The sequence below is a fragment of the [Borrelia] turdi genome (assembly GCF_030439285.2).
Lineage (GTDB): Bacteria > Spirochaetota > Spirochaetia > Borreliales > Borreliaceae > Borreliella > Borreliella turdi.
Genome location: NZ_CP124016.1, coordinates 1 through 16,573 on the forward strand (window position 1 = coordinate 1; position 16,573 = coordinate 16,573).

12 protein-coding genes and 1 pseudogene are annotated in these 16,573 nt (G+C 23.4%); 3 read left to right on the top strand and 10 right to left on the bottom strand.

Going from position 1 to position 16,573, the window contains the following annotated elements:
* Positions 1-1,780: 1,780 nt before the first annotated feature.
* From QIA31_RS00150 to QIA31_RS00180, 7 genes and pseudogenes are all read right to left on the bottom strand, one after another.
* Positions 1,781-1,918, bottom strand: a complete 138-nt coding sequence (locus QIA31_RS00150) for a DUF5425 family lipoprotein (RefSeq protein ID WP_363325305.1) — start codon at positions 1,916-1,918, stop codon at positions 1,781-1,783.
* A gap of 1,341 nt (positions 1,919-3,259) precedes the next feature.
* Positions 3,260-4,318, bottom strand: a complete 1,059-nt coding sequence (locus QIA31_RS00155) for a ferrous iron transporter A (protein WP_301393548.1) — start codon at positions 4,316-4,318, stop codon at positions 3,260-3,262.
* A 223-nt stretch (positions 4,319-4,541) separates the two neighbouring features.
* On the bottom strand, positions 4,542-4,676 hold the full coding sequence (locus QIA31_RS00160; protein ID WP_301393550.1) for a hypothetical protein: 135 nt from the start codon (positions 4,674-4,676) through the stop codon (positions 4,542-4,544).
* A gap of 678 nt (positions 4,677-5,354) precedes the next feature.
* Positions 5,355-5,600: pseudogene (locus QIA31_RS00165) on the bottom strand (P12 family lipoprotein); the annotation flags it as partial.
* A gap of 1,866 nt (positions 5,601-7,466) precedes the next feature.
* Complete coding sequence (locus QIA31_RS00170; protein WP_301393552.1) at positions 7,467-8,564, bottom strand: plasmid maintenance protein; 1,098 nt, start codon at positions 8,562-8,564, stop codon at positions 7,467-7,469.
* A 154-nt stretch (positions 8,565-8,718) separates the two neighbouring features.
* Positions 8,719-9,045 carry a hypothetical protein gene (locus tag QIA31_RS00175; protein WP_301393554.1) on the bottom strand — a complete coding sequence of 109 codons (327 nt, stop codon included), beginning with the start codon at positions 9,043-9,045 and terminating at the stop codon, positions 8,719-8,721.
* A 152-nt stretch (positions 9,046-9,197) separates the two neighbouring features.
* Complete coding sequence (locus tag QIA31_RS00180) at positions 9,198-10,151, bottom strand: hypothetical protein (protein ID WP_301393556.1); 954 nt, start codon at positions 10,149-10,151, stop codon at positions 9,198-9,200.
* Between the two features lie 228 nt (positions 10,152-10,379).
* Here QIA31_RS00180 and QIA31_RS00185 point away from each other — a divergent pair, with 228 nt between their 5' ends.
* The gene (locus QIA31_RS00185) at positions 10,380-10,955 is read left to right on the top strand and encodes a hypothetical protein (RefSeq protein WP_301393560.1); all 576 of its coding nucleotides are present in this window, start codon (positions 10,380-10,382) and stop codon (positions 10,953-10,955) included.
* A gap of 55 nt (positions 10,956-11,010) precedes the next feature.
* Here the strand turns inward: QIA31_RS00185 and QIA31_RS00190 are convergent, their stop codons facing one another.
* On the bottom strand, positions 11,011-11,703 hold the full coding sequence (locus QIA31_RS00190) for a hypothetical protein (protein ID WP_301393562.1): 693 nt from the start codon (positions 11,701-11,703) through the stop codon (positions 11,011-11,013).
* A gap of 842 nt (positions 11,704-12,545) precedes the next feature.
* Positions 12,546-13,181 carry a hypothetical protein gene (locus tag QIA31_RS00195; protein WP_301393565.1) on the bottom strand — a complete coding sequence of 212 codons (636 nt, stop codon included), beginning with the start codon at positions 13,179-13,181 and terminating at the stop codon, positions 12,546-12,548.
* A gap of 1,051 nt (positions 13,182-14,232) precedes the next feature.
* Here QIA31_RS00195 and QIA31_RS00200 point away from each other — a divergent pair.
* Both QIA31_RS00200 and QIA31_RS00205 read left to right on the top strand, forming a co-directional pair.
* Positions 14,233-14,973, top strand: a complete 741-nt coding sequence (locus tag QIA31_RS00200; protein ID WP_301393569.1) for a ParA family protein — start codon at positions 14,233-14,235, stop codon at positions 14,971-14,973.
* Entirely contained in the window at positions 14,964-15,236 is a 273-nt protein-coding gene (locus QIA31_RS00205; protein ID WP_301393571.1) for a hypothetical protein, read from the top strand. The genes QIA31_RS00200 and QIA31_RS00205 overlap by 10 nt, the downstream gene beginning before the upstream one ends.
* Before the next feature lie 611 nt (positions 15,237-15,847).
* Here the strand turns inward: QIA31_RS00205 and QIA31_RS00210 are convergent.
* Complete coding sequence (locus tag QIA31_RS00210) at positions 15,848-16,438, bottom strand: hypothetical protein (protein WP_301393574.1); 591 nt, start codon at positions 16,436-16,438, stop codon at positions 15,848-15,850.
* Positions 16,439-16,573: the final 135 nt, after the last annotated feature.

Genomic DNA, 16,573 nt, shown 5'->3' on the forward strand with positions numbered 1-16,573 from the left:
TTTTAATTTTTTAATAGTATAAAAATTTTGGCTCCAAAAAAGATTAACCTCAATAATTTAAGATTTAACCTAAAAATTCATACTCCAAATTTTTAATTTTTTATATAGAGCAACATGTACAATGTTTATATGCTGCTTTATATAATTTTTTTAAACGCCCAAATCTACTAATAGCCAAATTTTATATAGAATTAATCCAAATGAATTCATTCTAATTGGTTGACATCTTATCAATTCTTCTAGCATTGTTAGCCAATTTTAATTTAAATTATTATGGCTTTTAGAATTCTATTAACTCGTCTAAAAAATTTAAATATCAAAACCTTTTACAATTTCAAATCTGATATACTTTTTCATACATTAGGTAACAGTTTACAAATTCAAACATATTCTCTAATTCAATCCAATTAAATTTCCAGATTATTGAAAATTTAAACATAAACAGATTACTATCTATTTATGCGTCCAAGATTAATTCTATGGTAAATAATATATTTGGTTTTGGCTTTACAACTAAACAACTTTAAATTGATTGCTATTTGATTATCAGTTAAAAAGAACCACTACATAAAATTAAATGCAACTCTAATTCACAAAACATCTTTCCAATAACCACACCTTGTATACTAAATCTGTTTCAATAGAAAGTTAAAACAATATCATAAAAACCAAGCACATATAAAATGTCGTTGGTTTTAGGAAATCATAATCTTTAGCTATTCATTAATTAGTTCTCCATAGAAGAACAAAATTAATAATAAAAATGACAATTATCCTAAAAATGGCGCATTAATAAAAAAATTAATGTATTAAGCTCTTCATAACCAATCTAAGATTACTTTTTTAATATGATTTCAAGAGTATAATTAATACATTTTAAATAAATGGTCTTGATTATTATTGATATTATTATTCCAAATAAAACAAGATTTATAAAACAAGCAATACAAAGTATAAACACACGAAATATAAACAGGGATTAATTTTTTTGTAAAAACGGAAAAAGTAATAAAAACCTTTTTTAAAGATAGATATTAAATTTATAATAATAGAAAATCTGCGCCAACACAAGATAAACATAAAAATACTAATAAATTTTCAATAAATAATTACAAATGCGTAGGATCTAAAGCTCTTTAAAAAAAGAAGAAGAATACAAAACATACAAGGAAAAAAAGAAAAGATAACAGAGAGAAAATTAAGAGAATAAAAAACGAATAAAAGAAAACACAAAAGATAATTATCTTGATAAGATAACCAAAAATAAGATTTTAAAAGCTAAAAATCAAATAAATAAAATAATTAAAGATATTGATAATATTAAATAAAATGAAATATTGGGAAAAGAAATTGAAGATAAAATATACATGCCATATATGATGATATTGTCTATTCTGTAAGTAGCAGTAATTCTATAAAGCAAAGAATTGGAAGAGAAAGTTTGATGATGAAATACAAGATCTATTTTCTGATTTAAAAGATACTAGAGTAAAGTTTAAAAAAATATATAATGATTATATTAACAAAAAAGAAATTGTAAAAGTCAGTGATATTAATAAGGATTTATACAAATCAAAAAATTATTTAAAAACATTAAAAATGTCTTACAAGTAATAAAAATTATCAAAAAGTTGAGTTTACATTTTATGATAAAATAAATAAATCTATGAAAATAATTGCCAAATCAGAAAAAGTTTACAGCAGAAATACATTATACAAATATGGGCATAAATTAAAAAATTTAACAAATATATTATATATATATCATTTTTTGTTTTTTTCAAACAAGATTAATTATTTTTTTGTAAGATAAAGAGGCTTTACATTGACGTTTGAGACGTTTAAAATTAGATACTCTAGAATAAAAAAAGTGATTCCTATTATTATTTACACCTAACCTAACTTGATAATTTTTAATTTGTAGACTCTTTTTTACTTAAGCATCCGTAATCCAAATTAATATACTTTTTTTATAAATTAGCAATATCATTCATTTTTGTTTGAGCGTTATTTTCTAATAAATCACAACTCAATACTTAATAAGAGGGTTAATATTGCATATAATAATAAAATAACACATTCTTTGTTCATAAATATTGCCTCTCAATTTTACTTAAAAATGTCACGAATGAATGGCAAATCTAGGCACAAGCCTTTTCATATAATTCTTATTATGTGTAGCAAAGCTTAATTTATAACTAAAATTAACATGTTTTTATCAAAAAGTTATGGAATACTTTGTTGAATTAAAGAGATTTTGTCGGAAAAAGCTGGTGTAATTAGATAAGAGCATTATTGAAAGCGGCAAGTTAGGGGGGAGGACGAAATAGAATTTGCAGCCTTAAATAAGGCTCTTTTTAAGGTATTAAACTGCTGCTAGGATAAAAAACACGAACAATCTTAATATCAAAAAAGTGCAAAACAGGGTAAAAGCTTCTCCTTAGTATTTAAAAAGTTTTAAAATCAATAGTGATTGATTGTATTTTAAAGAACAAAACAATCCTTTATTTAAGGAATTTTAGACCCTTAACAACACTGATTTCATCAATCACATTTCAATTATAAAAAATCAACATAATACTTATATTGCGGCCTTTGATAAGCTTGTAGAGAGCTTCAAAACCGCGCTCAATCCAATAATTAAACTTTTAAAAAAATTGTGACCATGACAAGTAAAATTTCTTCTTACTTTAACAAAAGTTAAAGCGCTTTCCAAAAAAGTTGAAAAGTAATAAATTATATTTCTTTAGTATACTTCTAATATTTGCTATTAATATAAACTAGTGTTGGAATAAATATGTGGGGTTGTCAACCACAACACAAAGTGGATACAAGATAGATAAAAACATGTTCTCCATTGTAACTAAGGAAGTTTATACTAATTTTTAACGGCGCCAAAGAGGTTTTTTCAATATGTATTATGTTTCTTCTAGGTTTTTTAGGCCATTGGATTGAAAATTTGCATAATCAAGAAAGTTTGAAATAGATTTTAAATTTTTACTAGCAATCTAAGCACTTTTTATTCAAGGCTTTGTAAATGTTTTCAAAATTGGTCTTAGCTGTAGAAAATTTCTCTAATCTTAACTTCAAATCTCCCAAGCTTTTTAAATTTTTGCTTAGCAACTTTTTAAGTGTTTCTGGTATTTTAGTAGTAACAGTAACAATGTTTTAAACAATATTAAACTAAGACTTTCTTTATTTAATTTGAAACAAGCTACATACTTTTGCAACCTGTTTCAAATTCAAATAATATTAAGTATTAGTACCAAACACCATTATTATCAATGACACTTTGCACTCTTTTAAGAGAATCTTTTATTGATAATATTGAACTTATTATTGCTTTATATGCTTCGTATGAATTAGATTTTTCTTTGACCTTTGAAATTAAATTTTTTATTCCTGTTTCAATACCATTTAATATCTTCTCTGCATATACTTCTCTTGCGTATACAAAATTTGTTGCGGTCTTTGCACTCACTTGAATATAAGTCAATAGGGCATTAAGATCTTTTTCAAGCTTTACTTTTGTAAACTTTTTAGCCTCTTCTTTAGCCTTATCTTTAGTAAGGTAGTCAAGTCGTGTAGAATACATTTGGGCTTGCTTTATTGAAATCAATGTATAATTATTATATATCTTAACAATTGTTTTAATTGCTGAATCTACATTATATTTAACACCTTCTAGATAAGATTCATATCGATTGCTTAATCTTATTTCTTCATCATATTCATCATTATACTCATAATCTTCTTCTAAATAAGAAGACTTATCATAATCTTCTTCCTCTATTTCATATATTGACGAAATAGAGTTTGAGCCTGAAATAGTTTGATAAGAACTTATAGTAAAATCAATTTCATTGCTTTGAATAGTCTCCTCCCTCAATTCACTACTTTCGCCTTTAAGGGAACTTAAACTTCCTTGAGTCGCCCCTTTATATACCCCTTGTTGTTTTTGTATTTTTTCTTTTCTAAGCTCAGGCTGTTCTCTTAATAGTTCAGTTTTTAAATTTTCTTTTTCTGAAATTATATTTTTTTGTAATAAATTACTATTATTGGTAGACTCCATCTTTATACTATGAGTAGGCGAAGTTTTTTTAACAACTTTATCTTTGCCTTTATTTCTATTAACCTTGTCTTCACCTTGCTTGTTAATATACTTTTTAACAGATTTTTTGCCACCAGAATCTAAAATAGAGCTCCCCTCATTAAACAAATCAAGAGATTCCTCTTTCATTTTATCTCTCATAAATAAATCACAACTGATAAAACCAAAAAGTAATCCCAAAGCTAAATATTTACTTTGAACTTTCATGCTTCCTCTCCTTTAAAGTTAGTACTAACTTTAGATCATTTTAACTAGGATCCCAAAATTTAACAAACTATTCTTATTGAAAGAGACAAAATTATTACAATTTTAATTCACAAAATACTAAGCTAATTTTACTATTAATAGTATTTTCATTTAATCTAAATACAAATAGAAAGATAACTTGACATATTATATGCCGATCTCATTTTTAGAATTTCAACTATAATTAGATTTTTAATTTTTTCTTAAGATGTACTATTAATTTTTTATTGCAAAAATCTTCAAGCTTTGTTTTCAATCCTATTAAATCATAAAGATCTAATTGATCGGGTTTTTCTTTATTCTCCTCTAATCCATTCATAACTTCTTTAAAATCCAATTGCATTAATATGGCATTTTATGTTTACAAACCATATTTTATGCTATCTGATTCTATTTTTAAGAATTTCTACAAAATTTTTTATCTTATTTTCATTATAAATGAAGAGAAATGAAATAATTTTTCCTCTTTCTTATTTAAAGAAGAATATAATGACTTATTATTAAGAAAATCTATTAACTCTTTAAAACATTTCATTTTTTGTTTCACATTTATTCTTAACTTAACTTCAGCTTATCTTTATTTACTAGTTTCTTAAAATTATTCATTTTTTATGTTTGCATATAAAAAACTATAAAATCCAAACTTTAAAACTTTAATTTAATAAAATACAAATACTTTAAGTATTCTGCTATTGATGGGGTAGTTTTAGGATATTTACTTACTATTAAAGAAAGAATAATACTTCTATTAGTAAGGGAATAAGTTGGTTATAAATTAACAAAAGAAAAAAGGTAATATTTGAAATAATCAAAAAAGGTTGAAAATATTATAGATGCTTATGTCATTTATGTTCTTATACCGTTTTTTACTAGTATATATTTTGAAGATAATAATCGTTTAAATATTTTTTGTTAAATCTTTTATTTTCCAGTCTTATCCGTATAATTCAATTTTAAGAAAAAATTCTCAATATATTCTATCATCTCTTAAAATTTACTAGTACAAATTTTGCTTCTTTTGAATAAGTTTTTTTATCTCTTTCTTGATTCCCATCGTTTCAGGCATATTAGAGAAAGAAGTTTTTAATTGTTTAAATTCGTTTTTAAGTTTATGCACGTTAACAACTAATTCAGTAAATTCTAAATCTTTAAGAACATTCTTTACATTGCTAATTGATTTTTCTGCTTTCTTTTCTTCATCAGTACTTGAAACTAATTCTTCTTCCTTTATCTCTATTTTTTCTTGAAAGTAACAGGGAGGGAATTTAAAATCGCCAAACTCTCTACATTGACGGGTCCTGTACTAACGCTTGCAATTTGTTTTTCTCTTTCTCTAATATGTTGTTCAATAGCTTCTCTGCCTTCCTGGGTTTTTCCTATAAAGTCTAAATCTTTCTTGGCTTCTTTTTTTTTCTACATACTTTTCTTTTGTTTTGTCCATTAATTCATTAAGATTTACTATTATTACATAATAATAAACTTACCAACATAAATATTATTGTCAAAATATTTTTTTCCATACCTTCTTTTTCTAGAATATTTATATATTCATGGCTTTAATAGAGCATAAACTTATTGCTATTCCTATGAAATTGTACATATGGGCTTCTTATTAATACGAAAGTCTACTAGCTTAACTAAAGATTCGATTACTTCTGCACTTACTGCAAAAGTAATCGAATCTTTTATCTTTTTATTTGCTTTTTCTAAATCAATCACCTTCTCATTAGCTTTGTCTGCTTTTTATTTTTTTATACATCGAGACTTTTAAACCCCTTCATAAGATATTATTACAACACTTATTATTAAAAATAAAAATCATTCCTCATATTATCTTTTTCATACCTAATTATTTTTTTTCTTTTTCCCTTTTTTCTTTATTTTTAATTTATACTGATAAAATAATTAATAAACTTTGGCTAATTTAACCTATCTTATTTCATTGATCTTATAGAAAAAGAATTAGTAGAAGTTTCCACAGCAATAGTTTTATATTCTATTTATGAATAAAAAAGTAACACCGCTTTCCTTAAATAAATATAAAATTATTTTATTTTAAGAAACTTATTATTTAATAATAATGTTCATTATATGGACCTTTTTCAAAAACTATATATAATAAACAGTTAACTTTAAGTTTCTAATTTTTCTTTCAAAGAATATGAAAGAAAAATTCTATATTGCCAACACCATTGTTATAATAAAGAATTCAAGGTACAATGTTACCTTTTATATGTTTTAGTGTTTGGTTTTTGATTTACAGTGGGTATGTCGCTAAAAAATTTTTCCAACAATTACACCTCATGCTAAAATCTATTAATATTGACACACTTATAAGATTTTCATCACATTACGTTAAATTTTAGTGACATCATTTGTAAGTTTGAGCAAAAATAATTTTTTATTATACTATCATCATAGTTACAGTTAATTTCCCAATTAAGCTTATTTTTGTGGGTTAGGATTTCAGGAATCTCTTTTTAAATTTTCTAAATAATCTTTTCTTGATTGCTCTAAATCTTTTTTAAATATTCTTTATTTTTAAATATGCATTTAAAGAATATAAGAGCTTGTGTTTGGGCTCTATTAAAGACTACTAACAATATTGCTAGTCAAACAAGGTCTAAATTTTCGTTTTTATTAGCTACTGGCTTAACCATGAGTCAATAAGTCATTTTAGATATTAAAGTTTCATAAATTAGAAATATCTTTATTATTATTATTGTTGCTTGAGTTTTGTTTTTCAAAAATCCTGTTTAAATATTACTTTCTTTCTCGTTATTACTATTCTGAGTAATCATACTTAAAGAAGGTGTTGTAGTAAGAAGAGTCTACATCTTGTAGCTGAACTAAAGACTGGTTTTATAAAAATTGTAGCTTTTAATATGTTTTTCTATAGCAATGTATATTTTTTAAAATGAACAAATATCTAACAAAAAGCTTTTCATATGACGTGTGATTATATCTTTTTAAGATATAATCTAAACTATCATATTATTATGGGGGGGGCTTTTGTATATTTATAAATACATTTAATCCGAAATACACCTATTAAGTTAAAGAAATTTTTATTTATAAATTGTTAGCATATTATATAAATGAATAATTTTCAATTAATTTTAATTTTGCTTATTTTTTTAATCCCTTTATAGTTAGAAAAAGTCAGACTTATTCTTTTCTTGTTATTAAAAATATTTTTTTTATCTTTCCCATGGTCATTATAATAATTTTCTTCTAAACTTTTATTTAAAAAAGTTTTTTTGAATCTTGTTTCCCAGATTTCATTAAAGTCGTTTGTTTTGTCAGTTTTTCCATTCATCATCCATATTTTTTTACTATATTTATTTTTAAACTCTTTTATAAAATGATTTGAAATATCTTCAATTCTATATTCTTTTTTATATTTTTCTATTGCTAAACTTAGGTTTCTTAGTGCATTTATATATGTTTTTTCATTATTGCTTATTTTTAGTATTTTTGTTATTTGAAGTTTTTCTATTTTATGGACTTTCACCAGCCTTCTTGCGATATATTCTTTGTAGGAAATTTTATGTATTTTATTATCTTTTTTTCTTATAGAATTCTTTATCTTATATATATCTTCTATACCTTTAGGTATAGCATCTGCAATTGATTCATCTGCAATTGAGCTTCTGGGTTTTATATTATTTTTGTTTTTAGTATTGTCAATTTCTTTAGAAAAATCAGATACTATTTTTTTATCTTTTAAATATTCTTCGATTTCTTTATTAATTGCTTCTTGAATAACTGTAAAGCGGTGTCTCCAAAGATTTTTATTTTGTATATAAAATGCAAAGCTTCCATTATCTTTGCCTAAATGTTTTAGTTTAGTTGTTATTAATAGTACTTGATTTAAAAATGATATATCATATTCCAAGGTCCTGATTGATGTTTTTTGATTATCTTTTGCAAGACATTTGTTAACTATATTATATATTTCTGTTGTGGAATATGTTTTAAGTTTGTTAGATTTATAGTATTCTTTATTTTTAAGTTCAATTGCCCAACATACCTTTAGCATCCTTTGGTATATTGCCCTTTTTTTAGTTAAATATGATTTTAATCTTGAGTACTTTAATTTTATTAAATTAGAGTTTGTGTTTTTTTGGTTGTTTTTTATAAGTTCTTCTAATGTTATGAGATTATTAAAATTTTTATTGACATTATTTTTTATTTTTATTATCATTATATTATCCTGGCTTCTGAAGTGAAATTTGTTGTAGTTTCAGAAGCTTTTTCAATTATTTAGTTTGTAATTTGAATTTTTACGGTGTTACAAACTAAATAATTAGCTTTTAACATATTCTATAATAATGTTTTTGAAATGTCAATATAATGGATTATAAAATATGACCTATGTGTTTAGAAACAGTTTGTATTTCATGCTTTGTAGATTTTCGGTTCATTATTTTTTTTGCTTGCTCAATTCTTAATTGAATTGTTTCTTTCATGCTATTTGTTATAGGCTTTGGCCTTCTAAAATCCATTAGAAAATATGTACAAAAATCTTCTAAAAGATAAGGACGGTTGTCTACATGAATTGCACATTTTAAAATTTTTGATTTCTTAGATATAGTATTTTTGCTAATTGAAAGATTATAAGAATCTTCTAATATATTTTGGAATTCTTTTAAAGAATAAAGCCTTACTCCGTTAATACTTAACATAAATACCTCATTAGTTTAATTTTATTATATATTGTGTGTTAGTTTCAAGGAGGTAGGTTATATGTTGAATACTTTTAGTAGATTATTTGCCAACAGGTGTTAGATGATATATCTAGGGCTTATTACAGTAATTTATGTCTATCCAAAAAAAGTTATAATAAGGTGATATTTTTAAGAAATGGGGCTATACTTGGGGTTTGGTTTAAGTATTTTTTTTCAATTTCATCTTCTAATAAAGTGATATCAATTTTAATACAGCTGTTTTCTTGTATAATATTGATGTCATTTAAGATAAAGTCCAGGCTATTTGAGTTTAAATATTTGATCAAAAAATTTGTTTTTTCTAAGAAGATTAATCTTATCTTGCCCCCTAATCCATTCTCATTTTCAATAAAAGATCTTAACGTTTTTAGAATTTTTTGTTTACTGTTGATAGTTTTTATTTGATTTGAATTTGTCAAGATTAGTTCTTCGTAGATTTTTGTGCTTAGATTTAATAAAATTCTATTTGTTGTTTTAATGCTTACATTTAAATTTTCACTAGTTTTTATATCGGCGTTATTGATAATTTTGATATTAGAATAGCTGATTTTTGTTAAAAAAGGAAGTTCAATGGTTTTGTTGATCCCTTTTAAGAGTAAATTAACTTTTTGGTTGTTCGCTTTGTTTCCAAAAAGGTAAGTATTGTTATTTTTTATAATAGGAATAAATGCATTTTCTATATTTTCTTTTCTATAAATAGAGCCAAGTATTTTAAGCCCAATTAGGTAAATTTTATCTTTATTATTAGCTTTTAAATCAATCGTATAGACTTTAACTGGCATCATATCGTAAACTATTTTAAGTCTTTCTTCACTCACATAATTAATATAAAACTCAAGGTTCTCTTTTAGAATTTCTTTTGGCAATTTAGAGAATTCATCTGATCTTAATTTTAAACTAATAATTCCACCTTTAAATTTTTTGAGTGTTATATTCTTTTTTGGGTTTGTTTGAATAGTTTTTTCAAAATTAAGTTCAAATTTAAAAGCTATCGGGTTGATAATGAATATTTTTTTATTTTTTACAAAGTAAGTACTGATAATTGACTGTGGGTCAGTATACACAATTTCTCCTATAGATGCACTTTGAAATTTATATAAAATTGGGATTAGATATAGTCTAATCTTTTAAATTGGTTTTTGTTAGAACAATACCTAATAATAATGGTTTTTTAATTTTAATTCAAGCTGTAAAATTAGAATGTTTTTATTTGAATTGATTATATTATTTAATTTTTTAATTTTGAGTAATTTTTTAAAAATAAATATAAGATAAACTAAAGGAAGGTTTTGATGAATGCAAAATTTATTGTAAAAAATTTTATTTTAATATTTTTAATTTCTTGTCAAACTTATCAAATAGCTTATGATAGGTTTTCTCAAGTATTAGATTCACAATATGATATTGGGGTAAATTATTCTAGAGATGGGACATTTAGGTCTGTAATTTCTATTAGATATGATAAGTTAAAAAATAAAAAGGAATATTTTATTTTAGTCAAAGTTGAGTCTAGAAATTCTAGTCAAATAAAGCTTGAAAAAATAATTACAGATACTAGATTTGAGTCTAAAGGTAAGTTAGTTTTAGAAAATAGTAAACGTGTTGTTTATTATAACGATTTTTATGATTCATATTTTCCCTATGATTATACAACAGTGATTACTGAAAAAAACATTAAGGTAGAAATTTATAAATTTAGTATTTCAGAAAGCGAATTTATGAAATTTGTTGCTTTGGGTGGTGATAATATAGCGGCATTTAGAATTTATGCGTTTATGAATGATGTTGTTGTAAATTTTAGCAAGATACCTTTTAAAAAATTTTTGGACGATTTTAATTTAAAAGCTAAAAGACTTAGTGAGAGTTAACTTGAGCTTAAGACTTTTTAAGCTCAGGTTAATCGACCCTTTTATAGGGGATTATTTATTGTGTCAATCTTTTTGAAAGATTGATGAATTCCAGTATAGCTTTTTCATTCCTCAGCAAGAATAGACCTTCTCTTATTCCATTGTGGAACTCTTCAAAGGAAATTAAGATTGTTTTTAAATTTTTATCTTTATTGTCTATATTGTCATAGTAAAAGATGAAGTAAGGCCTTCCGGTATTATCTTTAAAGCCAAGAAAATTTACAAAGATTGCTGTTTCTTGAAAATCTGTTTTTAAATTATATGAGAGGCCATTTTTATATAAAAAAATTCCATTATCTTCAAGGCTTTTAATTTCTAAATTATTAATTGTATTTTTTATTTTGGTAAAACTTTCAATTGCTTTTAAAATATATTTTATTGATGAAAATTTGGCATAGTATATGCGGTTATTAATTTGAAATTCTAAAAAGATTCCACATTCATTTCCAGCTTTAATTACATCTTGCTCATTTTTAATAGAAGTCGCAATTTTTTTGTCAACAACAAGATTGATTTTAAATGTTGAAATATGATTTAAGGTTTTTACATTATCAATTGCTATATTTTCTGTTATATAGACTTTATAATTAATAAATATTCCTTTTATATTTTTAATTTTAGCTTGTTTAAATTCATAGTTTGTGCTTTGAGAATATATTGTTAAATTTTGAATCAAAAATATTAATAATACAAAAGCTTTACTTTTCATTATGAACTTATTATATGATAGCAGGCTTAAATAATTTTAGTAAACTGTTTTGATTATTAAGTCTGAAATTTATAAAAATTTTAGCTATATAAATATTTTTATTGATTGTTCAAGGAAAATATCTTTCGATATTTTTAGAGATTTGCTTCAGATATTAAAGTTGTTCATTAAAATAAGTAAAAAGTTTGTATATTTGCTTAGCAAAAATTTTGTTTCAAATAGTTTAATTGACTTTTGATTTTTCCTCATATAAAAAGAAAACCTCTTAAAAATAAGAGGTTCATTTAAAAGAATGTATGGTATGAAGTAAATATTGATAATAAATTCTTTTAATTTTAAAAAAGGAGAATATTTAATACTCAATTATTAGTTCAATAATTGAGTATTCCCATGTTTTTTTAAAATTTTTTTATAGAATTAGATTTTTTCATAGAAAATCTAATTCTATTTAAGATTAAATTTTATTTATCACTAAGGTTAATTATGTACAGTTATTTTTAGAGTTTATGATTTAAATATCAATTATCGTATTAATATTTAATGCTTCCTATTTAAATAGGAATTTAATTTTTAGTTAATTTATGTTTTTTAGATTTTCATTTTTTTTATTTGCTATAAACTTATTGGTTTAGGTGCTGAATGTTTTTTTAGTAAAAAAGAAGTCCCTACCCCTAATCTTATTTGGAGAGGATTAATAGGGGTGTTGGGGACTGTTGGTAGATCGTTTTCTACCTTATATATATAATATTTTATTTTTTTAATTTTGTAAATATTATTTAATAATAATAATAATAAATAAAATATAGTGTTTTTATGAAAAGTATTAAATTTTAGTCTCTTTTTTATGATTTCTTTTTAGTTTTTTTGTTTGGTCTAGTTTGATGTTGTTGTGATTGGCTTTCAATTTTATTGATGGCCTTTAAAAGCCTTATTTGTCCTTTGTTAAGGGTTTTTTCTTCATATTTTAGCTTTAAAGGGTTTAATTTTTGGTTCATTGCCTGAATTTCTTTAATTTCTGTTTCAGTTGGTTCATAATTTATCCATTTTTTATCTATCCAGCCTTTTTCCCATTCATAGTAGCTTTCATTGAAGTTAGTTCTGTTTTGTTCGTCGAAGTGTCTTGCTAGTGCGGCAATTATTTTTGTTCCATATTTAAGCATTTTTTCTGTTTCTGTTTCTGTAATAAATTTATCATAATCGTAATTTTCTCCAGTTTGCATATTAACAATGTCAACTATAAGTTTAAAAGTATTGATACAATTCATTGTGATATTTATGGATGAAGAATTAGGATCACTAAGGGCTTTAATATTAAGTGCATATTTGCTCTTTAAACTTATTGGAATTTTAAAAAAATCTATTATAAAGCCATTTATTTTTGCTCGATAATTAGCTTCATATTGGGAATTTCCAAAGAAAGTTCCTTTTGTTTCCCCAATTACATATTCATTATAGTTTCTTGGTATTTCTTTTTGCATTTTTATCCTTTAAAAATATATTATTATGATCTGCATACTACAATATTATAATGTATATCAATTAATATTATATATCAATTAATATACATTACAAATAAAAAAATATTTATAATTTTGTTTTTTACCTAAATTGTTGTAAATTTAAACTTATCTTTAACCTTTAACCATTTATAAAAAGTCCTTAAGAGAGAAATTTCTTAGGACTTTTTATTGGTTAAATTCCTATTTAAAGAGTTTGTTAATAAAATTTTGTTATTTAATATAATCAAGGCTTTTATTTTAGTGTTGTTTTATGGGGTAGCTATGTTGTGATGATTTTATATTTGTTATGTAAATGCAGCATGATTTTTTAATGATTATATGATAATAATATTGTTTTTTAGATATAGACAATTTAGATTTCATAATAAAGCAATTTTTAATAATAAGTTCATTATAATATTGATAGGGTCTTTATATTAAATTTATTATGTAGTAAATATTCTTTTACTATTATTTTATTTTTCTTAATAAAAGCTTAAATTAGGATATATTAGTAAATAATTTATTTGTAAAAAGTGAATAAAATAATAAAAAGTTTTTAAAAATTATAAATTATTTGAAGGTTTTGAAGATTTAAATAAAAAATATAGATTTCGTTTTTTATTTTTCATTTTTTGTTTGTTCTAGTAAAAAAAAGTTAATTTTGATAAATTTAAAGTTCAAAATTTTTGGCTATAATATATTGTGCTTAATTAGAAGATTAGCTTAATTTTTATAGTTGATGTTTTTATAGAGGGGGGAATATAAAGCATCTACCATTCTTTTTGCTTTTAAGCGTTTTTAAACTAGATCGGATTTGATTCATTGGAAAATTTTATAAAAGAGTAGCGTCACTGTTAAAGGATTAAATTATTTTTAATCCTTTAAAGTTGGTTTGCATTAAAATAATTAATATATGATATAAAATAATTAATATATGATATAAAATAATTAATATATGATATAAAATAATTAATATATGATATAAAATAATTAATATATGATATAAAATAATTAAAAGGAAGTTTGCATGAAAAAAATAGCATTTCATATTCAAAAAGGTGGTGTTGGCAAAACTACCTTAAGTGGGAATATTTCAAGCTATTTATCTAAAACAAAAAAAGTTATATTAGTTGATTGTGATATACAGCAAGGAAGTTCTTCTACATGGTTTCTTAATCATGAAATTCTTAGGGCAGACATTAAAGATTCTCTTTTAAAGAAAGTAGATATAGATCAAATATTAAAACAAATACAAAAAAATTTTTATATTTTGCCATGTGTGCCAAGCGGAACCTTTAGGAGAGATGTGCAACATAAATTGCAAGATTTTCCATATTTGATAGATGATTTTTGCTTAGAATTAGAAAAATTGGGATTTGAGTTTGCTATTTTCGACTTATCTCCCAGTTTTGAGCTTTGGGAGCGAAGAATTATTCTTGCAATGTGTGAGGTTGTTACTCCAGTGACTTTAGAATTTTTAAGTCTTGAAGGAATTAATATTTTTAAGGAAGAGTTTGATTCTTTGTTAAAATCTTATAGAAAAAAGGTTAAGCATGAGAAGATTGTTTGTAATATGCTTAATAAAAGTTTTAAAAGACATAATTTACACTTAGAGCAATTTAAAACCTTTGGATATGATCTTTATGAGATTGGACAAGATGCTAAAATAGCAGAATCTCAGCTATATAAAAAGTCGATTTTTGATTATTATCCCGAGAGCAAGTCTATTTTGGAGCTTTCAAGATTGGGGGATGCTTTATGCCTATAAGCAAAGAGGTTGATTTAGAAGAAATTATTAAACAAAATGTTAGCAAATCTAAATTTGCTTTTCGTTCGGACGATGTTATTGGTAATAAGATCTCAAATGTTAAGCCTGGTAGTAGATCAAAGATGACAATCAAACAAATAAGTGTAGGGCTGAAATATGAATATTGGGTCGAATTTTATTCTATTTTAGATAAAAAGGGATTAACAGCTTCTGGCTTTATAAGATCTTTAATTATGGAATATATAGAAACTTCTAATAAATAATAATTTTTTACAGTTAAATTATTATTTAAAGCTTTAATGTCCTTTAAGGGTTCAATGTAAGGGCTGGAAATAAGAAAATATTTAATTATTGATAATTTGCTATATATTATTATTCTATTTTCAAGTTTATCTGAAGCTTTTATTATTAAAGTTATATAATTCTAACCCATAAATAAAATAGAAATGTTTAAAAATAAATATTGTAGCTAGTAAGCAGCTTATTAAAATACTTCATTTTATAAAAATTTTCCTCATCTAATTACAATTAATACAATAACTTAAATTATTGTATTAATTGTAATTAAAGCTATTGATATTATAATAAATATATAAAATTTATTGTTAGTAATTAATAGATAAAAAATTAATTTTAACATTTCTATTAATAAGTAAAAAATATTAAAACATTTTTTACAAAATCCGATTAATATTGTAAAAAATGTTTTTAGTTGCATGTGAAAATATACTATACACATGGTTAAGCATGAATACACTATTATCGTTGTCATAAAATTTTAATTCTCCCTTAATTTTTGATAAATTCCAGTCTATCTCAATTCTGCAAAAATTCCATTTTTTATTGATAGTTTTGTATTATTGGTTTAGCGATGTTATTTTTTGAAAAGTTTCCATCCCAAAAATTTTCTTGTTTCCTTTTTTTTATTTTTTATACTTAATTTATCCCATTTAATAGGGATTCTTTTTTCTCTAGGTTTTGCATTAAAAATAATAAGTATATTATCTATATAATCTTTATTCAATGTTTTAAATAAGCCATATTGATCTAGATCTAAAACATAATTGGGATTTGCTTTTTTTAAAATTTTAAAATAATAGGACTTGCTAGGCAATATTATCGGATTTTTATATATTTTTATTGCAAACTCTTCAAACGTTATAGCATTTTTGACTAATTCTAATAGATTATATTTGGGGAAATATTTATTGGGATTGTAGTTTTTTAAAGAGCCCGGCGTTATAAAATATTTTAAAATTTGTTCTTTGGGGTATAAATTAATACTCTTTTTACCATATTTTTTGAAAGCCTTTATATTTTGTGATGGTTTATAGGGAATAATTTTCCCCTGTTTTTCTAATCTAAGCAGTTTTATATAAATGGTATTTTTTTTTGTGCTTTTATTTTGCATGATTTGTATTTCTTTGAAAGTAAAATATTCTTGATTTTTATCATCAATAAACATTGTTATTGTTACACCCCTTTTATAGTTGTATGTAGTTTACTATAAGAAAGTCAATGTGTCAAATGAAAGGCGAAGGCGGTTATTTTATTTGATTTGTAATTGGAAATTGAGATTCAAACTAAGTAACTATAAATT